The organism is uncultured Rhodoblastus sp., from assembly GCF_903903185.1.
Taxonomy (GTDB): Bacteria; Pseudomonadota; Alphaproteobacteria; order Rhizobiales; family Beijerinckiaceae; genus Rhodoblastus.
In genome coordinates this window covers 1-22409 of record NZ_CAIUXT010000160.1, presented here as the reverse complement: position 1 = coordinate 22409, position 22409 = coordinate 1, and the positions used below count along the sequence as shown (strand labels likewise).

Annotated in this window: 28 protein-coding genes and 1 other RNA gene; 20 read left to right on the top strand and 9 right to left on the bottom strand. The window is 63.9% G+C overall.

Going from position 1 to position 22409, the window contains the following annotated elements:
* Positions 1-3: 3 nt before the first annotated feature.
* Positions 4-420: an HIT domain-containing protein gene (locus QZY01_RS15380; RefSeq protein ID WP_294538650.1), complete on the bottom strand. Its 417-nt coding sequence runs from the start codon at positions 418-420 to the stop codon at positions 4-6.
* A gap of 108 nt (positions 421-528) precedes the next feature.
* Here QZY01_RS15380 and ffs point away from each other — a divergent pair.
* The 6 genes from ffs (at position 529) to QZY01_RS15350 (ending at position 4345) form a co-directional block, all read left to right on the top strand.
* An RNA gene (ffs, locus tag QZY01_RS15375) (signal recognition particle sRNA small type) lies at positions 529-625 on the top strand.
* A 93-nt stretch (positions 626-718) separates the two neighbouring features.
* Positions 719-2584, top strand: a complete 1866-nt coding sequence (locus tag QZY01_RS15370) for a DNA polymerase III subunit gamma/tau (RefSeq protein ID WP_294538647.1) — start codon at positions 719-721, stop codon at positions 2582-2584.
* On the top strand, positions 2585-2905 hold the full coding sequence (locus tag QZY01_RS15365; RefSeq protein ID WP_294538644.1) for a YbaB/EbfC family nucleoid-associated protein: 321 nt from the start codon (positions 2585-2587) through the stop codon (positions 2903-2905).
* A 148-nt stretch (positions 2906-3053) separates the two neighbouring features.
* A complete protein-coding gene (gene recR / locus QZY01_RS15360; RefSeq protein ID WP_294538641.1) occupies positions 3054-3659 on the top strand; it encodes a recombination mediator RecR in 606 nt (201 codons plus the stop codon).
* A gap of 54 nt (positions 3660-3713) precedes the next feature.
* On the top strand, positions 3714-4001 hold the full coding sequence (locus QZY01_RS15355; RefSeq protein ID WP_294538638.1) for a DUF6516 family protein: 288 nt from the start codon (positions 3714-3716) through the stop codon (positions 3999-4001).
* Complete coding sequence (locus QZY01_RS15350) at positions 3998-4345, top strand: hypothetical protein (protein WP_294538635.1); 348 nt, start codon at positions 3998-4000, stop codon at positions 4343-4345. Before QZY01_RS15355 ends, QZY01_RS15350 begins: the two co-directional genes overlap by 4 nt.
* A 190-nt stretch (positions 4346-4535) precedes the next feature.
* Here the strand turns inward: QZY01_RS15350 and rmuC are convergent, their stop codons facing one another.
* The gene (gene rmuC / locus QZY01_RS15345) at positions 4536-5663 is read right to left on the bottom strand and encodes a DNA recombination protein RmuC (protein WP_294538633.1); all 1128 of its coding nucleotides are present in this window, start codon (positions 5661-5663) and stop codon (positions 4536-4538) included.
* Positions 5664-5786: 123 nt separating this feature from the next.
* On the opposite strand from rmuC, the gene def reads away from it, so the two are divergent.
* Genes def through QZY01_RS15320 form a run of 5 tightly spaced genes read left to right on the top strand, consistent with a single transcriptional unit; the run spans position 5787 to position 8632 of the window.
* Positions 5787-6347 carry a peptide deformylase gene (gene def / locus QZY01_RS15340; protein ID WP_294538630.1) on the top strand — a complete coding sequence of 187 codons (561 nt, stop codon included), beginning with the start codon at positions 5787-5789 and terminating at the stop codon, positions 6345-6347.
* A gap of 3 nt (positions 6348-6350) precedes the next feature.
* Entirely contained in the window at positions 6351-7310 is a 960-nt protein-coding gene (gene fmt, locus QZY01_RS15335) for a methionyl-tRNA formyltransferase (protein WP_294538626.1), read from the top strand.
* Positions 7297-8037 carry a tRNA pseudouridine(38-40) synthase TruA gene (truA, locus tag QZY01_RS15330; RefSeq protein ID WP_294538623.1) on the top strand — a complete coding sequence of 247 codons (741 nt, stop codon included), beginning with the start codon at positions 7297-7299 and terminating at the stop codon, positions 8035-8037. The genes fmt and truA overlap by 14 nt, the downstream gene beginning before the upstream one ends.
* Positions 8038-8062: 25 nt before the next feature.
* The gene (locus QZY01_RS15325; RefSeq protein ID WP_294538621.1) at positions 8063-8455 is read left to right on the top strand and encodes a protease inhibitor I42 family protein; all 393 of its coding nucleotides are present in this window, start codon (positions 8063-8065) and stop codon (positions 8453-8455) included.
* Positions 8456-8461: 6 nt separating this feature from the next.
* Positions 8462-8632, top strand: coding sequence for a hypothetical protein (locus QZY01_RS15320; RefSeq protein ID WP_294538619.1), 171 nt, complete (start codon positions 8462-8464; stop codon positions 8630-8632).
* Here QZY01_RS15320 and QZY01_RS15315 read toward each other — a convergent pair.
* The 3 genes from QZY01_RS15315 to QZY01_RS15305 form a co-directional block, all read right to left on the bottom strand.
* Positions 8626-8838, bottom strand: a complete 213-nt coding sequence (locus QZY01_RS15315) for a hypothetical protein (protein WP_294538616.1) — start codon at positions 8836-8838, stop codon at positions 8626-8628. The two genes, QZY01_RS15320 and QZY01_RS15315, sit on opposite strands and share 7 nt — an antisense overlap.
* The gene (locus tag QZY01_RS15310) at positions 8835-9170 is read right to left on the bottom strand and encodes a heavy metal-binding domain-containing protein (RefSeq protein WP_294538613.1); all 336 of its coding nucleotides are present in this window, start codon (positions 9168-9170) and stop codon (positions 8835-8837) included. Before QZY01_RS15310 ends, QZY01_RS15315 begins: the two co-directional genes overlap by 4 nt.
* 70 nt (positions 9171-9240) lie before the next feature.
* Complete coding sequence (locus QZY01_RS15305) at positions 9241-9729, bottom strand: SH3 domain-containing protein (protein ID WP_294538681.1); 489 nt, start codon at positions 9727-9729, stop codon at positions 9241-9243.
* Between the two features lie 322 nt (positions 9730-10051).
* Here QZY01_RS15305 and QZY01_RS15300 point away from each other — a divergent pair, with 322 nt between their 5' ends.
* The 5 genes from QZY01_RS15300 (at position 10052) to QZY01_RS15280 (ending at position 13651) form a co-directional block, all read left to right on the top strand.
* Positions 10052-11047, top strand: coding sequence for a D-glycerate dehydrogenase (locus tag QZY01_RS15300; protein ID WP_294538610.1), 996 nt, complete (start codon positions 10052-10054; stop codon positions 11045-11047).
* Between the two features lie 139 nt (positions 11048-11186).
* Entirely contained in the window at positions 11187-11525 is a 339-nt protein-coding gene (locus QZY01_RS15295; RefSeq protein ID WP_294538607.1) for a Rieske 2Fe-2S domain-containing protein, read from the top strand.
* 79 nt (positions 11526-11604) lie between these two features.
* Positions 11605-12603, top strand: a complete 999-nt coding sequence (locus QZY01_RS15290) for a cation diffusion facilitator family transporter (RefSeq protein ID WP_294538606.1) — start codon at positions 11605-11607, stop codon at positions 12601-12603.
* Between the two features lie 297 nt (positions 12604-12900).
* Positions 12901-13329, top strand: coding sequence for an Hsp20 family protein (locus QZY01_RS15285; RefSeq protein WP_294538604.1), 429 nt, complete (start codon positions 12901-12903; stop codon positions 13327-13329).
* A gap of 55 nt (positions 13330-13384) precedes the next feature.
* Positions 13385-13651 carry a DUF1150 domain-containing protein gene (locus tag QZY01_RS15280; RefSeq protein ID WP_294538601.1) on the top strand — a complete coding sequence of 89 codons (267 nt, stop codon included), beginning with the start codon at positions 13385-13387 and terminating at the stop codon, positions 13649-13651.
* Between the two features lie 191 nt (positions 13652-13842).
* Here QZY01_RS15280 and recQ read toward each other — a convergent pair whose 3' ends face one another.
* Together recQ and recF are read right to left on the bottom strand one after the other, a co-directional pair.
* Positions 13843-15654 (bottom strand): DNA helicase RecQ, encoded by a 1812-nt coding sequence (recQ, locus tag QZY01_RS15275; protein ID WP_294538599.1) that lies wholly within the window; start codon positions 15652-15654, stop codon positions 13843-13845.
* A complete protein-coding gene (recF, locus tag QZY01_RS15270; RefSeq protein WP_294538597.1) occupies positions 15651-16835 on the bottom strand; it encodes a DNA replication/repair protein RecF in 1185 nt (394 codons plus the stop codon). Before recF ends, recQ begins: the two co-directional genes overlap by 4 nt.
* Positions 16836-17158: 323 nt before the next feature.
* Between recF and QZY01_RS15265 the strand changes: the two genes are divergently transcribed.
* Positions 17159-17347, top strand: coding sequence for a hypothetical protein (locus QZY01_RS15265; protein WP_294538593.1), 189 nt, complete (start codon positions 17159-17161; stop codon positions 17345-17347).
* A 114-nt stretch (positions 17348-17461) separates the two neighbouring features.
* On the opposite strand, the gene irrA is transcribed toward QZY01_RS15265, so the two are convergent.
* Positions 17462-17866 carry an iron response transcriptional regulator IrrA gene (irrA, locus tag QZY01_RS15260; protein ID WP_294538680.1) on the bottom strand — a complete coding sequence of 135 codons (405 nt, stop codon included), beginning with the start codon at positions 17864-17866 and terminating at the stop codon, positions 17462-17464.
* Between the two features lie 474 nt (positions 17867-18340).
* Between irrA and fabA the strand changes: the two genes are divergently transcribed.
* The 3 genes from fabA to fabI all read left to right on the top strand — a co-directional run bounded on the left by fabA (position 18341) and on the right by fabI (position 21046).
* Positions 18341-18853, top strand: a complete 513-nt coding sequence (gene fabA / locus QZY01_RS15255) for a 3-hydroxyacyl-[acyl-carrier-protein] dehydratase FabA (RefSeq protein WP_294538590.1) — start codon at positions 18341-18343, stop codon at positions 18851-18853.
* Between the two features lie 138 nt (positions 18854-18991).
* Positions 18992-20212 (top strand): beta-ketoacyl-ACP synthase I, encoded by a 1221-nt coding sequence (gene fabB, locus QZY01_RS15250; protein ID WP_294538587.1) that lies wholly within the window; start codon positions 18992-18994, stop codon positions 20210-20212.
* 15 nt (positions 20213-20227) lie between these two features.
* Positions 20228-21046: an enoyl-ACP reductase FabI gene (gene fabI, locus QZY01_RS15245; RefSeq protein ID WP_294538585.1), complete on the top strand. Its 819-nt coding sequence runs from the start codon at positions 20228-20230 to the stop codon at positions 21044-21046.
* 217 nt (positions 21047-21263) lie between these two features.
* Here fabI and pnp read toward each other — a convergent pair.
* On the bottom strand, positions 21264-22409 hold a 1146-nt coding region (gene pnp, locus QZY01_RS15240; protein WP_294538581.1), incomplete at its 5' end, for a polyribonucleotide nucleotidyltransferase.

The window sequence follows — 22409 nt, the reverse complement described above, 5'->3', positions numbered from 1 at the left end:
CCTTCAGGGCGCCCGCAATTCCAGCGTGCGGCGCAGATTTTCGATCGCGTTCGCGGCGGCATCCGGCGCATAGGGCGTCGCTTTGCCGGCGCCCCAGACCGGCCCCGGCCAGGCGGCGTCGCCGGCCAGACGGGCAACCACGTGAATATGCAATTGCGGGACCAAATTGCCAAGCGCGCCGATATTGATCTTGTCCGCGCCGGCCAAGGCCTTCAATCTTTCGCCCGCCAGCGCCGCCTCTTCGATCAGGACCGCGCGCTCTCGCGGCGCGAGATCGAAGATTTCGCGCAAATCCGCGCCGCCGGGAACGAGGATCAGCCAAGGAAAGCGGCTGTCGTTCATCAACAGCACGCGGCAAAGCGCAAAATCGCCAACCGGGAAGGTATCGGCGGCGAGGCGTGGATCGAGCCGAAAAGTCATGCGGCCTCAAAAGCTGCCTTCGGGTTAGCGCCTTATCGGGACCGGCACAAGCCTTCAGGCGCCCGGCGCCCTCTTGCGAAATCGGCGGCGATGGTCCAAATAGGCGGCGGGAGGTTGGCGGTGGACGTTCCACTCGCCAACCGGGTCAGGTCCGGAAGGAAGCAGCCCTAACGAGAACGGGCGGGTCTTCGTCCAGCCTCCCACATTTATCCTTTTGCGCGCGCCAGGTCCGGCGGACGCGAGCCGCAGATGCGGCGGCGCCCCCCAAAATCCGCCGGCGCCCTTTTTCGGCGGTTTAATGATCGACGATTCCGCGCAAAACGAGGCAGAGGCGGCGCAAGGCGGGGGCTTGTTCGGCGAAGCGCCGACCGATCTCGGCAAGAAGTCGGCCTCTCCCGCCTATCGCGTGCTGGCGCGCAAATACCGCCCTTCGCGTTTCGAGGACCTGATCGGCCAGGAGCCGATGGTGCGCACTCTCTCCAACGCCTTCGACCTCGGCCGCATCCATCAGGCCTATATGCTGACCGGCGTGCGCGGCGTCGGCAAGACCACCACCGCGCGCATCCTTGCCCGCGCCTTCAATTACGAAGTCGCCCCGGGAGAGGGGCGCCCGGCCATCGACCGGCCGACCATCCATATGGACGAGATCGGCGTCCACTGTCAGGCGATCATGGAATCGCGCCATGTCGATGTGATCGAAATGGACGCCGCCTCCCACACCGGCATCGACGACGTGCGCGAGATCATCGAAAGCGCGCGTTACAGGCCCGTTATGGCGCGCACCAAGGTCTATATCATCGACGAAGTTCACATGCTGTCGAAACAGGCGTTCAACGGCCTGTTAAAAACGCTGGAAGAGCCGCCCGAACACGTCAAATTCCTGTTCGCCACCACGGAGATCGAAAAAGTCCCGGTGACGGTGCGCTCGCGCTGCCTGCGCTTCGATCTGCGGCGCGTCGAATCGCAGGTCCTGACCCGCCATCTCGTCTCGATCTGCGACAAGGAAAAAGTCCAGATCGATCACGAGGCGCTGAGCCTGATCGCCCGCGCCTCCGAGGGTTCGGTGCGCGACGCGCTGTCGCTGCTCGATCAGGCCATCGCCCATGGCGCCGGCGCGCCGATCGAGGCGCTGGATTTGCGCCGGATGCTCGGCCTTGCCGACCGTTCGCGCATCATCGACCTGTTCGAAACCCTGATGAAGGGCGATGTTGCGGCGGCGCTGGCCAATCTCAAGGACCAGTACGACAGCGGCGCCGATCCGGCGCAGGTGCTGATCGAACTGGCGGAATTCGTGCATTTCGTCACCCGCGCCAAGGTCGCGCCCGATCTCGCCGACGCAACCGCTACCCAGGCCGAGCGCCAGCGCGGCGAGGTTTTCGCGCGAACGCTTTCGATGTCGGTGTTGTCGCGCGCTTGGCAGATCCTGCTCAAGGGTGTGCAGGAGGCCCGAGAGTCGCCGCGCCCGCTCGCCGCCGCCGACATGGTGCTGGTGCGGCTCGCCTATGCCGCCGACCTGCCCTCGCCCGAAGAAGCGCTGAAACGGCTGTCTTCGCCGGGCGAAAATGCGGGCGGCGCCTCGCCGCGCGGCGGATCGCCCGCTACGGGCCCGGGCGCCGCTTTACCAGCGTCAGGCCCGGGCGGCGTCTCGCGCAGCGGGCCGCGCCTCGCTTCGGCGCAACCTTTCGCGCCGCCGGAAGCGGCCTCACCGCAGATCGCGCCAGCGGTCGTGTTGAATTCCTTTGCCGAATTGGTGGCGCTGGCGGGCGCGCAGCGCGACATCCAGATCAAGTCGGCGCTGGAGCGCGACGTGCGGCTGGTGCGTTTCGAACCCGGCCTGCTCGAATTCTCGCTGGCGCCGGGCGGTTCGCCCGCTCTGGCGGCGCAATTGACGCGCAAGTTGCAGGACTGGACCGGCCAGCGCTGGATGGTGGCGCTGTCCACCGCCTCCGGCGCGCCGAGCCTCGTCGAACAGGCGCAGACGAAGGAAAACGAGCGTCGGGTCGGCGTGCAGGCGCACCCATTGGTGCGCGCCGCGCTCGAACAATTTCCCGGCGCGGTGATTGTCGCGGTGCGCGGCGGCGCGCCCGAGACCTCGAACCCGATCGTTCCGGTGGAAGCAGAAGACGTCGGCTATATCGACGAACCCGAAGACGAGGATTTTTAAATGGATATCATGGGGTTGATGAAAAAGGCCGGCGCCATGCAGGCCAAAATGGCCGAAATGCAGGCTGAACTGGACAATATCACCGTCGAGGGTTTTGCGGGCGGCGGGCTCGTGAAAGTCACGCTCACCGCCAAGGGCGCCTTGCAGGCGCTGGCGGTGGACCCGTCGCTGCTCAAGGTCGAGGAAAAGGAAATTCTCGAAGACCTGATCGTCGCCGCCCATGCTGACGCCCGGCGCAAGGCCGAGACGCTGATGGAAGAAAAGATGAAAGACCTCACCGCCGGCCTGCCGCTGCCGCCCGGCATGAAACTGCCTTTCTAATCGTTGCCCTTATCGCTGACGCGATAAGGGCGTCCCTCGCGAAGGCTCGGCGTCGCGTTTGCTCCTAGCGCTCTTCGGGCGCAAGAGGGGCCCGCGAATAGCAGGTCGGGCTTTTGCGCTCCTGGCGCTATTCCCGGACTAATTTTTCATGGCCGAACGCATCGCCGGACCGGAAATCGAGCGGCTGATCCAATTGCTCGCTCGGCTGCCGGGGTTGGGGCCGCGTTCGGCGCGGCGCGCCGCCCTGCATCTGATCCGCAAGCGCGAGGAACTGTTGGGGCCTTTGGCCGAGGCCATGCGCGTGGCGAAAGAAAAAATCGTCACCTGCTCGGTCTGCGGCAATATCGACACTGGCGACCCTTGCGCGATCTGCAACGATCCGCGCCGCGACCCCGGCGCCATCGTGGTGGTGGAGACCATTGGCGACCTCTGGGCTCTGGAGCGCGCCGGGGTGTTGTCCGCGCAATATCATGTGCTCGGCGGCGCGCTGTCGCCGCTCGACGGCGTCGGTCCGGACGATCTCAATATTTCAAAACTGGTCGGACGCGTCGCCCAAGGCGGCGTGCGCGAAGTGATTCTGGCCGTCAACGCCACCGTCGATGGCCAGACCACGGCGCATTACATCACCGAATTGCTGGCCCATCTCCACGTCAAATGCACCCGTCTCGCCCACGGCGTGCCGGTCGGCGGCGAGTTGGATTACCTCGACGAGGGCACGCTGGCGGCGGCGATGCGGAGCCGGACGGATTTGTGAGTCCCCATCCATGGCTCTGGACGCCATAGAAGAAATTATGGTATCAAGGGCCATATGAAAGCCACGCGCGTTTTCTATGACCGGATGGAATATGCCGATGGCGCCATTGTCGAAATGGTCATCTGGCTGGTTCCGCAACCGGTCGAGGGCAGCGCGCATCGGCTGAAATATAGTCTGTTCTATGGCCGGCCGGGCCAGCGCCTTGTCGGCTACGACAACGAGCGGGGCAAGGGCGACCACAAGCATTTCACGGATCGCGAGGAACCCTATCCTTTCACGACTCCTGAGGCCCTGGTGTCCGATTTTCTGGCCGACGTGAAGAAAATGCGAGGTGATTCATGAGCGACAATATCCGTATCCATATCGGCGACGCCGAGGACATGGGGCGGCGGTTCGTCGACGCCTGGCGACGCGCGGAAGCGGGCGAAATTGTCGATGAGACCCATCTGACTTTTCGTGATCTGGAATCTTTGCTCGCGGCCTTGACCCCCAAACGGCTGAACCTCTTGCGCCATGTGCGCCATCATCCCGCCCCCAGCATCAAGGCGCTGGCCGCGGCGTTGCGACGCGATTACAAGAATGTGCACCAAGACGTGCAGGAACTGACCCGGCTTGGCCTGCTCGCCCGCACGGCCAATCAGGTCGTGGCGCCCTTTGCGGAAGTGGAGGCGCGGTTCGTGCTTTGAGCAATCCGACGAACCGCAGGATTCCCCTCACCCTGAGGAAGCCGCGCAGCGGCTGTCTCGAAGGGCGAGGGCGTCGTTGGCCGCGACTTTTCCGCCGCCGCTTTGGAAAAGTTTCGTCTGCCGCCAATGGTTCAAGACGCCAGCTTTGCGGGCTCCTCACCATGAGGGGTGGGCTGGATAGATCGTGTTGTCACTGCGCCGCCGACAAAACTTCCGGCCCTTCCGGCGGCTGCACAAAATCGATCTTCTCGATCCGCTCGCCCGTTCGCGCGATCTTTTCCGATGAGACCAGAATCGCCGAGACATCCTCCTGCGACTGCCGGAAATGGCCTTCCAGCTTCAAAACGCGCTGGCGCAGCCGCAGCACATCCTCGACGAGGCGCCGCGTTTCGGCCTGAATCACATGGGCCTGATCGCGCACCAGCGCGTCGCGCACCAGAGCCTGCAACACCTGAATCGCCATCATCAGCAGCGAGGGCGAGACGATCAGCACCCGGGCGCGGTGGGCCTTCTGGATCACGTCCTCGAACGATTCGTGCAGTTCGGCGAACAGCGATTCCGAGGGCACGAAAAGGATCGCCACGTCCTGGGTTTCGCCCGGCAGCAGATAGCGCTCGGCAATGTCCTTGATATGCTTCCCGAGATCGGCCCGCACCCGCGCCTGCGCCATTTTCCGCACCGCGCCGTCGCGGGCCTGTTTGAGCGCGGTAAAGGCTTCGAGCGGAAATTTGGCGTCCACCGCCAGAATCTTGTCGTCGCCGGGCAGCCGCAAGGCGCAATCGGGCCGCGCGCCGGTCGAGAGCGTATGCTGGAATTTGTAGGCGCTGCCCGGCAAGGCGTCGCGCACGATCGCCTCCATCCGCCCCTGACCGAAGGCGCCGCGCGTCTGCTTGTTGCCCAAAATCTCCTTCAGCCCGACCACTTCCTGCGTGAGTCCGGCGAGCCGCGCCTGCGCCGCGTCGATCAGGCCCAACCGCTCGTTGAGGGCGCCGAGATTTTCGAGAGTGGCGCGCGACGAGGTCTCCAGCCTTTCATTGACCCGGTGGGACGAGGAATCGAGTTTTTCGGCGACCGCGCGCGCGAAATCCGCCTGCCTGCCGCCGAGAATTTCGGCCAAAGTCTGCATCCGCCCTGCCATTTCGGCGTGGTTGCGGGCGAGCGCCGCCATTTGCGCGTCGCTCTCGGCCCGGCGTCGGCCGCCCGGACCGCGCAAGGCCGCAAAGGCTAGCAGCAGCAAAGCGAATACCGCGACCGCCGCCAGAAACTCGAACAAGGAGACGGGCGTGGCGTGAATTTCGAACAGCAGGCGATCGGTCATGGCGCGATTCAAGCAAGAACAAATGAACAAAAATAGAACATAAAACAGTTTCGCTGGCAAACCGGATTTGACGTCGGCGCGCACCGCCCTTATTTCTTGAAATCAAACTCGAAAGTCCGCTCCATGGCCATACGCCCGATTCTGTGCCTGCCCGATCCGCAATTGCGCGCCGTCAGCGAAAAGGTCGGCGTCGTCGACGATAGCGTGCGCGCCCTTATGGACGACATGCTGCAGACCATGTACGACGCGCCGGGCATTGGGCTCGCGGCGATCCAGATCGGCGTCGCCAAACGCGTCATCGTCATGGACCTTTCCAAGAAGGGCGAGCCGCCGGCGCCGCGCTTTTTCGTCGATCCGGAAATACTTGAGACCTCGGAAGAGGAATCGGTTTACGAGGAAGGCTGCCTCTCGATCCCCGAATATTACGAGGACGTGTCGCGTTCGGCGAGGATCCGGGTGCGCTATCTCGACCGCGAAAATATTATGCGGGAGATCGACGCGGACGGCCTGCTCGCCACCTGTCTGCAACATGAGATCGACCATCTTGAAGGCCGGTTGTTCATCGACCATTTGTCGCGGCTCAAGCGCGAACGAGCGATCAAGAAATTCACCAAGGCGGCGCGCAGCGAGCCCGGCGCCAAAAAGTTCGAAAGAGCCCCGGAAATCCGCGAAAAGCGGGGCTGAAACATGCGCGTCATCTTCATGGGCACGCCGGATTTCGCGCTGGCGCCGCTGGCGGAAATCTTTGGGCGCGGCCATGAGATCGTCGCGGTCTATACGCGCGCGCCCAAGCCCGCGGGGCGGCGCGGGCTGGAGCTGACGCCCTCGCCGGTCCATGCCGCCGCCGAGCGTTATGGTTTGACCATTCGGACGCCGAAGAATTTTCGCGACCCCGAAACTTTGGCGGAGTTACGAACCCTCAATGCCGATGTCGCGGTGGTCGTCGCCTATGGGCTTATCCTGCCCAAGGACGTGCTCGACGCGCCGAAATACGGCTGCCTCAATCTGCACGCCTCGCTGCTGCCGCGCTGGCGCGGCGCGGCCCCGATCCAGCGCGCGATCATCGAAGGCGACAGCGAAACCGGAATCATGGTCATGCGGATGGAGGAAGGGCTCGACACCGGCCCCATCGCCATGTCGGAAAAACTGAAGGTCCCCCCCGACATGACCGCCGGCGAGGCCCATGACCGGTTGACCCTGCTCGGCGCCGACCTGATCGGCCGCGCGCTGGCGGCGCTGGCGGCGCTGGAGCGCGGCGCGCTGACCTTCGAGCCACAGCCGGAACAAGGCGTCGTCTACGCCAAAAAAATCGACAAGGCGGAAGCCCGCGTGGATTTTGCGCAAGATTCGCGCAAGCTGCACGATCTGGTGCGGGGCCTGTCGCCCTTTCCTGGCGCCTTTTTCGAACTGGATTTCGGCAAGGGCCGCGAGCGCGTCAAGATTTTGCGCACGGCGTTGGCGCAGGGCAAAGGGGCGCCGGGCGAAATTCTCGACGAGACGCCACGCATCGCTTGCGGCGCCGGGGCGCTGGCTTTGCTGGACGTGCAGCGGGCGGGGCGCGGTCCGGTCTCGGGGGCGGAATTCTTGCGCGGGGCGCGACTGGCGCCGGGCGCCAGTCTGTCTGAAGCGAGCCATGCCGCGCTATAAATTGCTCATCGAATATGACGGGACCGATTATGTCGGCTGGCAGCGTCAGGCCAACGGCCTGTCGGTTCAGGAAGTGATCGAGACGGCGCTGAAAAAACTCGAACCCGGCCCGTTCGGCCTGCGCGGCGCCGGGCGCACCGACGCCGGCGTCCACGCCTGCGCCCAGGTCGGCCATGTCGATCTGCAAAATGTCTGGCGCACGGATGTATTGCGCGACGCGCTCAACGCCCATATGCGGCCGGAAAAAGTCGCGATTCTCTCGGCGCAGGCGGCGCCGGAGACTTTCGACGCCCGCTTTTCGGCCAAGACACGGCATTATCTTTACCGCATCGCCAACCGCCGCGCGCCGCTGACTTTCGATCATGGCCGCGCCTGGCTGGTCAAGCGGCCCCTGAACGCCGAAGCCATGCATGAGGCGGCGCAGGTCTTGATCGGCCGCCACGATTTCACGACTTTTCGCGATTCCGAATGCCAGGCCGAAAACCCGGTGCGCACACTCGACCGTCTCGACGTTTTCCGCGCGCCGAAGGACGAGATTCACATCTGCGTCAGCTCGCGCGCCTTTCTGCACCGGCAAGTGCGCTCGATGGTCGGCTCGCTGGAGCATGTCGGCTCGGGCAAATGGCGGCGCCAGGACCTCGCCGAGGCCCTGCGCGCCAGAGATCGCGCGCGCTGCGGGCAGGTGGCGCCGGCGGCCGGGCTTTATCTCGTCGGCGTCGATTATTGAGCCTCGCGAAACAAGGACTCCTAAAATGATTTATGCGCCGAAAATGTTTCATGCCCTGTTTGGTGTCGCCTTGATAACGCTTGGCGGCAACGCCGCGGCCGCGACCGTGCTGACCGAAGCCGATGCGAAAGCGCCGATCCTCGTCCGCGTCGGCGAGACCATCGAATTGCGGCTGAGCGAAAACCCTTCGACCGGCTATGCCTGGAGCGTCGCCTTCGATCCGCCGGATGCGGCGGCGGTGACCTATAGTCATTGGAAAGCGCAGCAGGGTGGCGCGGTCGGGGCGCCGGGAACGCGCGATCTGTCGATCGCGATCCGGCGCGCCGGCAATCTGGTCATCCGCGCCAACAACGGCCGGTCCTGGGAGGGCGACGCCTCGGTGACCAAAAGGTTGGAATTCTTGATCGAGGCGCGCTGAAACGCGTTGCAGTTTTTCGCCGGGATAGACGTCGCCAAGATTGGTCTGGACCATGAACGTCATAACCCACGCCTGAGCATTTCGGCTTTGGCAAATAACGCCTACGGTGTCTCGCCGACGCCCTGCGCGCAGGTGGCGCCGGCGGTGGGGCTCGATCCGGTCGGCGTCGATTATTGAAGCTTGCTTTTGTCGCGCAGTCTCGCGCTGTCGCGACTTTCCCGCTGGACCAGATTCCAGGCGATGACCAATGCCAGAAGCACGCCAAGCGTGATCATTATTTTCACGAAGGTTTCGGGGTCCCAAAAGGCGAGCCACAATTGCCCCAGCAAGGCGGCCGCCCCGAGGACTACAAGGCCAAATCCGGCGGGGACCGTCCAGTTCATGGGCTTGCCTTCTCGACAACGACGGCGGAGCCGTAGCAGATGACTTCGGTGACGCCGCTCATGATTTCATTGGCGTCGTAGCGCATCGCCAGGATGGCGTCGGCGCCGTTGGCTGCGGCGTGCGCGCACATCATCTCGTAGGCGTCGGTGCGCGTTCGCTCGCATAAATTGGTATAGACGGAGATATTGCCGCCAAACAAGGTTTGCAAGGCCCCGCCAATATTGCCGAAGATGGATCGCGAGCGCACGACAATGCCGCGAACGATTCCGATATTGGCTGTCACCCGATAGCCCGGCAGTTCGAGCGCCGTTGTCACCATTTCAGCTTTCATCGCCCTTTCCCCGTAATTCCGAACGAGCCTGCACCCGGTTCCAACCCTGCGCCGGAGGCATGAGACCGGCCTACTCCACCTTTTCGCCGGGATAGACGCCCCATAAATTGGTCTGGCCCATGAAACCGTCATAGCCCTCGCCCTTGAGGCGACACCAGCTGCCGTCGCAGCTTTTCACGCCGGCGACGACGCCCGGCGCGAGCCTCGCCGTGACATTGGCGCCCTCCTGCGGCAGGCCGTAAAGCGGCAAGGGCGGCGTGTTCTTCTTCCATGGCGAGATCAGGGCCGTGCGCTTGCCCGACAACAGCGAATGCAGGACCCAGCCTTCCGCGCCTTCTGAATCGCGGATGCGCCGCCAGGTCTCGAATTCGGCGGTGATTTCGACCGGCAGGCCGGCGCGCTGGTAAATCCATTTGGTGGCATGGTCCTTGGAGGGACCCTCGCGCAGATTGACGTGATCGGACTTCAGGCTGACATAGCGGGGAATGGCGAGGCCGGTGGCCGAACCCGCCTGCTGCGCCCGCGCGCAGCCGCCGTCGAGGACCGGCAGGGCGCTCATCGCCGCAATGAAAAAGGCGGACGCGGTAAAAATTCCCCGCCCGAATGAAAGGACTGGAACAATCGTCTTTTTCGGCCCATTCGTCATCGCGCCGTCTTCCGTCTGTCTTGCCAATTCGTCGCAAAGGCATCGAACCCGTTTCGTCATTCTTGTTTTTGCGCCTCCATCTGCTAGGAAGCAAAGAACACGGGAAACGGGATTGATCTCGGTCAGGTCCTTGTCGCTCGAAGATCGTTAACGACCGGTGAAAGCCGGCGCCGCCGGGCGCAATAACGGACGGCTCGACCGTCCGCCAACCGGGGCCAGGAGGAACGGGAAAGTCATGGGCAAAATCAATCCGCTCGTTATCGTGACCCGCAAACTGCCCGAGCCGGTGGAGGAGCGGATGCGCGAATTGTTCGACGCCCGTTTCAACGAGACGGACCATCCCATGACCCATGCCGAACTGGTCGAGGCGATCAGGACCGCCGACGTGCTCGTGCCCACGGTCACCGACCGTATCGACGCCCATCTGATCGCCCAGGCCGGCGAGCAATTGAAGCTTATCGCCAATTTCGGCAATGGCGTCGACAATATCGACGTCACCTCGGCTTTGCGCCGCGGCATCACCGTCACCAACACGCCCGGCGTGCTGACCGAGGACACCGCCGACATGGCCATGGGCCTGATCGTCGCCGTTTCGCGCCGCATTGTCGAAGGCGCCGGCGCCCTTGTGGAAGGTGGCTGGACGGGCTGGTCGCCAACCTGGATGCTGGGCCGGCGAATCACCGGCAAACGGCTTGGCATTGTCGGCATGGGCCGCATCGGCCAGGGACTCGCCCGCCGCGCCAAGGCATTCGGCCTGTCGATCCATTATCACAACCGCCGCCGCGTCTCCGCCGCCGTCGAGCAGGAACTGGGCGCGACCTATTTCGATTCGCTCGACCAGATGCTGGCGCGGATGGACATCGTCTCGGTCAATTGCCCGCACACGCCGGGGACGTTTCACCTTCTGTCCGCGCGGCGACTCAAATACCTTCATTCCGGCGCCATCGTGGTCAATACGTCGCGCGGCGAGATCATCGACGAAAACGCCTTGACGCGAATGCTGGAGGCGGGGGAACTGGCCGGCGCCGGCCTCGACGTGTTCGAACATGAACCCGCCGTCTCGGCGAAACTTCTCAAGCTCGCCAAGGCCGGCAAGGTGACGCTGTTGCCGCACCTCGGCTCGGCGACGCTCGAAGGCCGGATCGACATGGGCGAAAAAGTCATCATCAATGTCAAGACCTTCATGGACGGCCACCGTCCGCCGGACCGCGTGCTGCCGAGCATGCTGTAAGCTCCGGCGCCGGGCGGCTTGAACGCGCGGCAAGACAGCGGAGGGGGCGCTCGCCCCGGACCGCCTCGAAGTTTTCCTTTGTTCTGGCCCGCAAATTGCCTCACGTTCGAAGAGAATGTTCTCTTTGGCAGGCGCGCCCATGGCTTTCACCTTCATCTGTTCCAAAGACGCTGTTCCCGAAGGCGGGCTCGGCTTCTTTCAGGCGGGCAAGAAAAACGTGCTGGTGGTCTGGCCGGCGGGCGACGAACTCAAGGCCTATCGCGGGCGTTGCCCGGATGCCGACGTGCCGCTCAACGAGGCGAAATTCGACGGCCGGATTCTCACCTGTCCGCACCACCATTGGGGGTTCGACGTCGCCAGCGGCAAATGCGTGACCCACACGACCGACAAAGCGCTCCATCCCTACCCCGTGCGCGTCGAGGGCGACGAAATCCAGGTCGATGTCGGACCCGTCAAGGCGCCGCGCGCTCCGGCCTGACGGGCCCCGCGCGGGACATTTCGCTTGCTCCTGTCGTCGTTTCAGGTTGTAGGGGAGCGACCGGAAAGGCTACGCGCCCATGAGCCAGACCCAAAATCGCGACCATCACGACCACGATCACGATCATCATCACGACCATGATGGACATGGCCATGCCCACGATCATGGCGCGCATGCGCATGGCGGCGGGCACGCGCACGCCCCCGCCAGTTTCGGCAAGGCTTTCGCCATCGGCATTGTTCTCAATACCGGATTTGTGGCGGTCGAGGCCATCTATGGCGTTCTGAGCAATTCGGTCGCCCTGCTGGCCGACGCCGGGCATAATCTCGGCGATGTGCTCGGGCTGCTGGTGGCCTGGCTCGCGAGCGAACTGGCGCGGCGCGCGCCGACGGTGCGTTTTACCTACGGCTTGCGCGGCTCGTCGATCCTCGCGGCGCTGTTCAACGCGGTGTTCCTGCTGGTCACGGTCGGCGCCATCTCCTGGGAGGCGGTTCTGCGGCTGGGGTCGCCCGAACCCGTGGCGGAAAGGACGGTGATGATCGTCGCCGCCATCGGCATTGCCGTCAATGGCCTCACCGCCTGGCTGTTCGCCTCGGGCGGTAAAAACGACATCAACCTGCGCGGCGCCTTTTTGCATATGGCTTCCGACGCGCTGGTCTCCGCCGGCGTGGTCGTCGCCGGTCTGGTGATCCTGCTGACCGGCTGGCTCTGGCTCGATCCGGTTGTCAGCCTCGCCATCAACGCGGTCATCGTCTGGGGAACCTGGGGTCTGCTGCGCGATTCGCTGGGCATGTCGATGGCGGCGGTCCCCGCGCAAATCGACCCGGCGGCGGTGCGCGCCTTGCTGTCGAGCCGCGAAGGGGTGGCGGCGATCCACGATCTGCACGTCTGGCCGATCGGCGCGACCGAAACCGCCATGACCTGCCATCTGGTCATGCCGGCCGGTCATCCAGGCGACGCTTTCCTGCACGATCTGGCGATCGAACTGGCGAAACGCTTCAGGATCGATCACCCGACGATCCAAATCGAAATCGAACCGCATCTCGCCTGCGCGCTCGCGCCCGACGACGTCCTTTAGCCGGCTGCTGAAAAAGTCGCGGAATCTCGCTTTTCTCGGCCTCGGAACGACCCGTCCGCAATGCGCGCAATTGACTAATTCATTGATTTATAGTAATAAAATTATCGGCATCGCGAATGGGATTGTCGATTTCAGAGGGTCAAAAACCCTTTTTCAGCATCCTGTTAGCGCAATCGCCCTGCTGCGCATGCGCGCCCTTGAAATGACGAAAATCTGGCGCCATATCTTTGTTGCGGTGCAAACCGTGGGGGCGCTTCGGGCCCTCGACTTTCACGAAGCGCCTGAAAGGGCTTCGCAATGTCGCGTCCGACCTTGATGAACTCGCCCTTTCTTCTGGGCTTCGACGATATTGAAAAGGCTCTGGAGCGGGTCACAAGGACCGCTTCGGACGGGTATCCGCCCTATAATATCGAACGCCTCGCTTGCGAAGCCGATGTGCCGGAGCGCCTGCGCATCACCCTCGCGGTAGCAGGGTTTACGCGGCAACAATTGTCCATCACCCTGGAGGAGGGGCAATTGGTCATTCGCGGACGCCAGCAGGACGACCGGGAGCGTCAGTTCCTGCATCGCGGCATCGCCGCGCGCCAGTTCCAGCGTTCATTCCTCCTCGCGGAGGGGATGCAGGTTCTCGGCGCCGATCTGGCCGATGGATTATTGTCGGTCGATCTTGTTCGCCCCGAACCGGAGCGAATCGTTAAGACCATTGAGATCACAGTTCGGAGCTGAATGTCAGTCCGTACGCCAGCGCGGCTCGAACGAGCGCGCGGAAAGGATAAAGAAGATGAACAACCAGCAAATCAATTCCGCTCCCGGCGGCTTGACGGCCGACCAGTTCGCCCATTGGGGCGAAGGGGCCATCGCCTATGTCCGGCCGATGAAGTCGGAGGAGGCGCAGGCGCTGTTTCCGCAATTGCAAGGCTTGCGGCCCGGATTGCAGCTGTTCGCGCTGCTCGGCGCCGATGGCGCTCCGATCCTGTTGGCCGACACCAAAGACGCGGCGGTCGCCAACGCCTGGGAACACCAGCTGGCGACGATGAGCGTGCATTGAGCCGACTCCCTTCTCCCCTTGCGGGAGAAGGTGGATCGCCCGACAGGGCGAGACGGATGAGGGGTTGGCCGCAGAAACGCTCTCTGAGATTGGGCGGCCTTCGCCTGCATCGTGCTTTACGCGGAATCGCCCCCTCATCCGGCCCTTCGGGCCACCTTCTCCCGCAAGGGGAGAAGGGAACAAACCTTGTCTCACGCTCCCGCCAGCGCGATGGCCTCCAGAAAAGCCTCGCCGTAAAGCGCCAGCTTGCGCTCGCCGACGCCGTGGATGGTTCTCAAATCCTCCAGCGTGGCCGGGCGGCGCTCCGCCATTTCCAGAAGCGTCCGGTCGGCGAAGACCATATAGGCGGCCAATCCCTGATCCTGGGCCAGTTCGCGGCGCAATTTCCGCAGAGCCTCGAAAATTCTCGCCTCCGCCGGGTCCTGTTCCCCTTCGCGCGCGGGAGCGCGAGACGATTTTTTCTCCGATTTCTGTTTCGGCGGATCGGCGCGCAAGGTAAAATTTTCGCGCCCGCGAAGAATCGCCTTGCCCTTTTCGGTCAGCGCGAAGCCGCCATGCTCGGCGCTGGCGACGGCCAGCGCCCCGGCGGCGAAAAGCTGGCGAAAGGTCGAGGCCCATTGCTGCTTGCTCTGGTCCGCGCCGACGCCGAAGGTCTTGAGCGCGTCATGGCCGTTGCGGCGCAGGGCCTCGTTTTCCGCGCCGGTCAGGAGATCGCTCAAATAGCCGGCGCCGAAACGCTGGCCGGTGCGATAGACGGCGGAAAGCGCCTTTTGCGCCTCGACCGTGCCGTCGCGCAGCGCCACCCGACCCTGGCAGACGTCGCAGCGTCCGCAAGGCGCGGCCTCCTCGTTGAAATGGGCGAGCAGAATCTGGCGCCGGCATGACGTCGCCTCGCAGAGCGTGGCCAGCGCGGCGAATCTCTGATGCTCGACGCGTCGGCGCTCGGGGTCAAGCGCCTTTTCGTCGATCTGGCGACGGCGCAGCGCCATGTCCTCCAGTCCGTAAAGCGTGAAAGCGTCGGCGGGCAGGCCGTCGCGGCCGGCGCGGCCGATTTCCTGATAATAGGCCTCGATCGAGGAGGGCATGTCGGCATGGGCGACAAAGCGCACGTCCGGCTTGTTGACGCCCATGCCAAACGCCACCGTGGCGAAAACGACGACGCCGTCCTCTCGCAAGAACCGGTCCTGATTGGCGTTGCGCCGCGAAAAATCGAGGCCGGCGTGATAGGCGACCGTGTCGAAACCCTGTTCGGCGAAAAATTCGGCCAGCCGTTCGGTTCCGGCGCGCGAGGCGCAATAGACAATGCCGTTTTGGCCGCGCCGGGGCGAAAGGAACCCCTGCAATTGTTTTTTCGGCTGGTCTTTTGGCGCGAAGGACAGCGAAATATTCGGCCGGTCGAAGGAATGGACGAAGATTTGCGGTTTCCGGTCGAACAGCCGCTCGGTGATTTCGACGCGCATGGCGCGGTCGGCGGTGGCGGTGAAGGCGATGACCTGAACCGCGCCAAGGCGTTCGACAGACTGCCGGATCATGCGATATTCCGGGCGGAAATCATGGCCCCATTCGCAGATGCAATGGGCCTCGTCCACCGCCACGCGCCGGACTCCGGCGGTGGACAGCGCCTCCATTAGACCGTCCATGGCGAGGCGCTCGGGCGACAGGAACAGCAATTTGAGCGACCCGGCGCGAATAAGCGCCCAGGTCTCGCGCGCCTCGGCCTCATTGGTCTGCGAATTGAGGGTGGCCGCCGCGAGACCCAGCGCCTGCATCTGGCCGACCTGATCGCGCATCAGCGCGATCAGCGGCGAGACGACCAGCGTCAGTCCCTCGCCGAGCAAGGCGGGAAGCTGGTAGCACAGGCTTTTGCCGCTGCCGGTCGGCATGACCGCGAGCACCGGATCGCCGGAAAACACCGCCGCCACGATCTCCTCCTGGCCGGGGCGGAAAGCCTCGAAGCCGAACACCGATTTGAGCAATGTTCTGGCGCGCAAAATTTCGTTCATGGCGCGCCGTCCCCGGACGAGACGGGCGAGATCTTGCCCCCCGCCACGGCGAAAATATCGGCGCCGCCGCGCAGATCGTCGAACAGGCTCACGTCCGCCCCGGTCATCCATACCTGGCCGCCGAGCGCGCGCAGCGCGTCGAACAGCGCGCGGCGGCGCAACGGGTCGAAATGAGCGGCGATTTCGTCGAGCAGGACGATCGGCTCGATGCCGCTCATCGCCGCCACCAGCCGCGCATGGGCGAGCACCAGAGCGACCAGCAAAGCCTTCTGCTCGCCGGTCGAGGCGCGCCGCGCCTGGCATTGCTTGGGGCCGTGCAGCACGGCGAGATCGCTGGCCTGCGGGCCGATCAGGGTCCGGCCCGCGGCGGCGTCGCGGGCGCGGCTACCCCGCAAAAGGGCGCGAAATGCGTCTTCCGCCTCCAGCGCGGGGCGCTCGGCGACCAAAAGGTCGATCTCGCCCTCCAGCGCGATTTCCGCCCAGGGAAAGGGCGAATCGTCGTCGCGTCCGGCGCGGATCAGGGCGGCGAGGCGCTCCACCGTCTCGCGCCGGGCGCTGGCGACGGAAACGGCGAGTTCGGCGATTTCGCGTTCGGCGGCGTCGAGCCAGATTTTTTCGCCGCGCCGCTCCTCCAGCAACCGGTTGCGATTGCGCAGGGCGCGCTCCAGCGCATTGACGCGCGCGCCATGTTCGCTGTCCACCGCCAGCACCAGCCGGTCGAGAAAGCGCCGCCTTTCGCCCGCCGGGCCGGTGAACAGACCGTCCATCGACGGCGTCAGCCAGACGATCCGGACATGATCGGCGAAAGCGCGGGCGGAAGAAATCGGCTCGCGGTCGAGGCGGAACCTGCGCTGGCCCACGCCCTCGACCATTTCGAGGCCGGTTCCCAATTGCAGCAATCCGCCGGCCTCGCCGGCGATTTCGAGCGAGACGCTGAAGCCGCCGCCGCCGTTTTGACGTGGCATTTCGCCAAGATCGGCGCGGCGCAGCCCTCGCCCCGGCGTGAACAGCGACAAGGCTTCGAGCAGATTGGTTTTCCCGGCGCCATTATCGCCCGCCAGCGCCGCCATGCCGGAGGAAGCGCGCAGGTCGAGCGCCGCCCAGGAGCGGAAATCGGCCAGCACGACGCGCCGGATTTTGCGGGCGCAAAAGGAAACATCGCGGGCGGCGGGAAGGGTCATGAAAGGCTTTTAGCTTGCGCGCCTCTGTGCGGCTAGATGATTTTCACCCGTTGCGGAATCGTGGAAATCACCTAAATAATTGTTTAAATTGAATTCTCCTTGTGCAAGGTCGGCAATTTTTCAAACCGCCGCGCCAGCCGCCCAAATCGCGGCGCCACAATTTTCGGCGCCGAAAATTGTGGCGCGCAGATTTACGTCGCATTGCGACAAATTACCGCGATGCAAAAAAACGGGATCGTGGTTTAATGCGAACTGCTCAAAAAAAGATCGCGCCTGAAAAACAGGCTGAGCGATTCTTTGTCAGGCTGACGCAAGAGGCGATCATGACCCAAGCCGTCGAATTGCAGAAACCCGTCGTCGTCCCGAAGGTCGATACCGCCAAACCCGCTCAGACCATGCCGATGGCAGGCCCCCATGCGCGTCCGGAATTGACCAATTACGACGCCTGTCCCGGTTCCGGCGTATTGCCGTCGGAACCGTCGGGCCGCGAGTCCGACCCGGGCGCCGGCTGAGACGACAACCCGGCGGGACCGGGCTTTCCCGGACCCGTCGTTGGCCATTGGCGAAATCGGGGATTTTTCGTCCACATCCTGCCTGCGATCCAGGCGGGCGCGGAGGCGTTCCTGTCAGCTCGGCTTGCGACGCAGGCGCACGACCACGTCCACGCGGGCGATCTCCATGCCCTCCGGCAGTTCGGGCAATTGGCTGAAATCGATCAGTTGCCGGGGCAGGTCCACCAGCAGATGCGCCTCTTCGGTCAGAAAATGCTGATGGTCGGCGAGATTGGTGTCGAAATAGGTTTTCGCGCCATCGACGGCGATTTCCCGCAACAGTCCTGCCGATGAAAACTGGTTCAACGTATTATAGACGGTGGCGAGCGAAATCGGCGCGCGGGCGGCCAAAGCTTCGTCATAGAGGCGCTCGGCGGTGACATGGCGGTCGCCGGAGCCAAACAGCAGCCAGCCGAGCCGCAGGCGCTGGCGCGTCGGACGCAGGCCGGCGGCGCTCAGCTTGCGCCGAAGATCGTGCATCGGGCAGCCATCGAGATCGCCCGCCCTGGCCGGTTTCCGGCGGGGAGGCCGCTTGACGCGGGAGACGGCGTCGGTTTCCATCCTGGTCATGAAGCCTCCCTCCTTCCTTCAAACAGCCGGTCAGAAACCGGCGAAAGCATTTTGGCCCCGAGCAAAGCGCCATCGCTCCATATAGACTTTTGCTCGCTCGCCGGCAATAACGCCGTGCGGCGCCTTTGGGTTCGCCGCCGCGGTATTTCGCTCGACGGCAAGCTTTTTGGCGCGGCAAAAGGTCGCGGCGCCGGGGCCATCCTCTTGCGGGAATCCGCATGATTCTTCGTTTCGTTCGGCTTTCGGCCCTGCGACGGCTGTGTTAGAAGCCCCTTCTATCCATTCCGGCGGCTTCCGCATAAAAATCTTCAATGCTGGAAAATTTCAACGCCGAAACCACCTCGAGGCTCCGCCGGAGCTCAAGCTTTAGGGGAAATGTCCCAGATGGGCGAGAAACGCTCCAGTTTCGCTTATGAAGACCTCCTGGCCTGCGGGCGCGGCGAACTTTTCGGTCCGGGCAATGCGCAATTGCCGCTGCCGCCGATGCTGATGTTCGATCGGATCGTGGAGATCAGCGAGGAGGGCGGCGTCAACGGCAAGGGCCATGTGCGCGCCGAATTCGATATCCATCCCGACCTGTGGTTCTTCGGCTGCCATTTTCATGGCGATCCGGTCATGCCCGGATGCCTCGGTCTCGACGCCCTTTGGCAATTGACCGGCTTTTTCCTCGGTTGGCTCGGCCTCAAGGGACGCGGCAGGGCGCTCGGCGTCGGCGAGGTCAAATTCGCCAATCAGGTGCTGCCCGGCGTCAAGAAGGTCGTCTATGGCGTCGAGTTCAAACGCGTGTTCAAGGGCAAGCTGATCCTCGGCATCGCCGACGGCTGGCTTGAGGCCGACGGGGCGCGGATCTACGAGGTCAAGGATATGCGCGTCGGCCTGTTCCAGCCGGCGGCCTGACAAACCTTTGGGTTACCGCTCCGCGCAAGCGGAGCGGTCAGGAGCGACCGCGACGCCGGGCTTATGCGAGGGACTCTGCTCGCGGCTTGCCGCGCGCACAAAAAATAAAGCCGCCGCAAGGCCAAAAGGGGTGAAGTCATGAGACGCGTCGTCGTCACCGGCATCGGCATTGTTTCTTCCATCGGCAATGACGCCAGCGAAGTTCTGGCCTCGCTGCGCGAGGCGCGCTCAGGCATCGTGCGGGCCGAGAAATACGCCGAACTGGGCTTTCGCTGTCAGGTTCACGGCGCGCCGACGCTCGACCCGGAAAAGCTGGTCGATCGCCGCGCCATGCGCTTTCACGCCACGGGCACGGCGTGGAACCATGTCGCCATGGACCAGGCCATCGCCGATTCCGGTCTGGAGACGAGCGACATCGTCAACCCGCGCACCGGCATCGTCATGGGCTCCGGCGGCCCCTCGACCCGCGTCATCGTCGAATCCGCCGACATCACCCGCAGCAAGGGGCCCAAGCGCGTCGGCCCCTTCGCCGTGCCCAAATGCATGTCCTCGACCGCTTCGGCGACTTTGGCGACCTGGTTCAAGATCAAGGGCGTCAATTATTCGATTTCGTCGGCCTGCGCGACGTCGTCGCATTGCATCGGCAACGCCGCCGAAATGATTCAATACGGCAAGCAGGACGTGATGTTCGCCGGCGGCTGCGAGGATCTCGACTGGACGCTTTCGGTTCTGTTCGACGCCATGGGCGCGATGTCCTCGTCCTATAACGCGACGCCGGCCACGGCCTCGCGCGCCTATGACGAGAGCCGCGACGGTTTCGTCATCGCCGGCGGCGCCGGCGTGCTGGTGCTCGAAGAATATGAGCGGGCCAGGGCGCGCGGCGCCAAGATTTACGCCGAACTCGCCGGCTATGGCCTGACCTCCGACGGCCATGACATGGTCGCGCCGTCGGGCGAAGGCGCCGAGCGTTGCATGCGCATGGCGCTTTCGACCTGCAAGATTCCGATCGATTACATCAATCCCCACGCCACTTCGACGCCGGTCGGCGATCTCAAGGAGATCGAGGCGCTGCGGGCGGTATTCGGGGCCGACAAATGCCCGCCGATTTCCGCCACCAAGTCGCTGACCGGGCATTCACTCGGCGCGGCGGGGGTGCAGGAGGCGATCTATTGCCTTTTGATGCAGCAGAATGGGTTCATCTGCGAGAGCGCCAATATCACGCGCCTCGATCCCGCCTTCGCCGACATGAACATCCTGCGCCAGCGCCAGGACAACAAGACGCTTGGCGCGGTCCTGTCCAATTCCTTCGGTTTTGGCGGAACCAATGCGACGCTGATCTTCAAACATGTCGATGCCTGACCGAAAGTTTTTTAGATGACGATTTCCGCCAAGGGCTTGATGAACGGAAAGCGGGGCCTGATCATGGGCGTCGCCAACGACCATTCGATCGCCTGGGGCATCGCCCAGGCCCTGGCCGCCGAGGGCGCCGAACTCGCCTTCACCTACCAGGGCGAAGCGCTGGGCAAGCGCGTCAAGCCGCTGGCCGAAAGCCTCGGCTCGACCGTCACGCTGCCCTGCGATGTCGAGGATATCGCCAGCGTCGATGCGGTGTTCGCCGAGCTTGAGAGCCAGTGGGGGACGCTGGATTTCGTCGTCCACGCGATTGGTTTTTCCGACCGCAACGAATTGAAGGGCCGCTATGTCGATTCCACCACGCGCGAGAATTTTTCGCGCACCATGGTGATTTCGGCCTTTTCCTTCACCGAGATCGCGCAACGGGCGATGAAGCTGATGCCCAAAGGCGGCGCGCTTTTGACCCTGACCTATGGCGGTTCGACGCGCGTCATGCCCAATTATAATGTGATGGGCGTCGCCAAGGCGGCGCTTGAATCCAGCGTGCGCTATCTTGCCGCCGATCTCGGCGAGCAGAACATCCGCGTCAACGCCATTTCCGCCGGGCCGATCCGCACCCTCGCCGGCGCCGGCATCGCCGACGCCCGCTTCATGTTCAATTTCCAGAAGAACCACGCGCCTCTGCGCCGCAACGTGTCGATCGAGGATGTCGGCGGCTCGGCGCTCTATCTCCTGTCCGATCTTGCCGCCGGGGTGACCGGCGAAGTGCATTTCGTCGATTCGGGCTACAACGCCATTTCGATGCCGCAACCGGGAAGTTTGAAGGGCGATATCGAATAGAACCGGAAAAACGGCGCAGAAAAAAGGCGGCCCGTCGAGGCCGCCTTTTTTTTTGTCGTCCCATCCGTCATGGCCGTGCTTGTCACGGCCATTCATGCCGACCAACCGGGCCAAATCATTCCGAAATAGGCCAGGAGTCACGCCATTTCGTTGACGAAAGTGGCTGCGTCCTGGCGTGGATGCCCGGCACAAGGCCGGGCATGACGATGGCTGGCCGTCAGGCCTGCGTATCCGCCTCTTCCTTGGCTTCCGCCCTGGCTTTGGCCTCAAGATCCTCGCCGGTGGTCTGATCCACCACGCGCATCGACAGGCGCACCTTGCCGCGATCGTCGAAGCCGAGCAGCTTGACCTTGACCTTGTCGCCTTCCTTGACGACATCGGTGGTCTTGGCGACGCGCTGGCTCGAAAGCTGCGAGATATGAACGAGGCCGTCCTTGGCGCCGAAGAAATTGACGAAGGCCCCGAAATCGGTGGTCTTGACCACGGTGCCGTCATAGATCAGGCCGATTTCCGGATCGGAGGCGATGGACTTGATCCAGGCGATCGCCGCCTTGATCGCATTGCCGTCGCTGGAGGCGATCTTGACCGTGCCCTCGTCGTCGATATTGATCTTGGCGCCGGTCTTTTCGACGATCTCGCGGATCACCTTGCCGCCCGACCCGATCACGTCGCGGATCTTGTCGGTCGAGATTTTCATCGTTTCGATGCGCGGCGCGAATTCGCCAAGTTCCGCGCGGGCGTTGGTCAGCGCCTTGGCCATTTCGGTCAGGATGTGCAGGCGGCCGGCCTTGGCCTGGCCGAGCGCGACCTTCATGATCTCCTCGGTGATGCCGGCGATCTTGATGTCCATCTGCAACGAAGTGACGCCCACCTCCGTGCCGGCGACCTTGAAGTCCATGTCGCCGAGATGATCCTCGTCGCCCAAAATGTCGGACAACACGGCGAAGCGCTCGCCCTCCAGACTCAGGCCCATGGCGATGCCGGCGGTCGGGCGCTTGAGCGGGACGCCCGCGTCCATGAGGGCGAGCGAGGAGCCGCACACCGTCGCCATCGAGGACGAGCCGTTCGACTCGGTGATCTCGGAGACGACGCGGATCGTGTAGGGGAACTCCGCCGCCGTCGGCAGCATCGGGCGGATCGCGCGCCAAGCGAGCTTGCCGTGGCCGATCTCGCGCCGGCCCGGCGTGCCCATGCGGCCGGTCTCGCCGACCGAGTAGGGGGGGAAGTTGTAATGCAGCAGGAAGTGTTCCTTGTAGGTCCCCTCCAGCGAGTCGATGAATTGCTCGTCCTCGCCGGTGCCGAGCGTCGCGACCACCAGAGCCTGCGTCTCGCCTCGGGTAAAGATCGCGGAACCGTGGGTGCG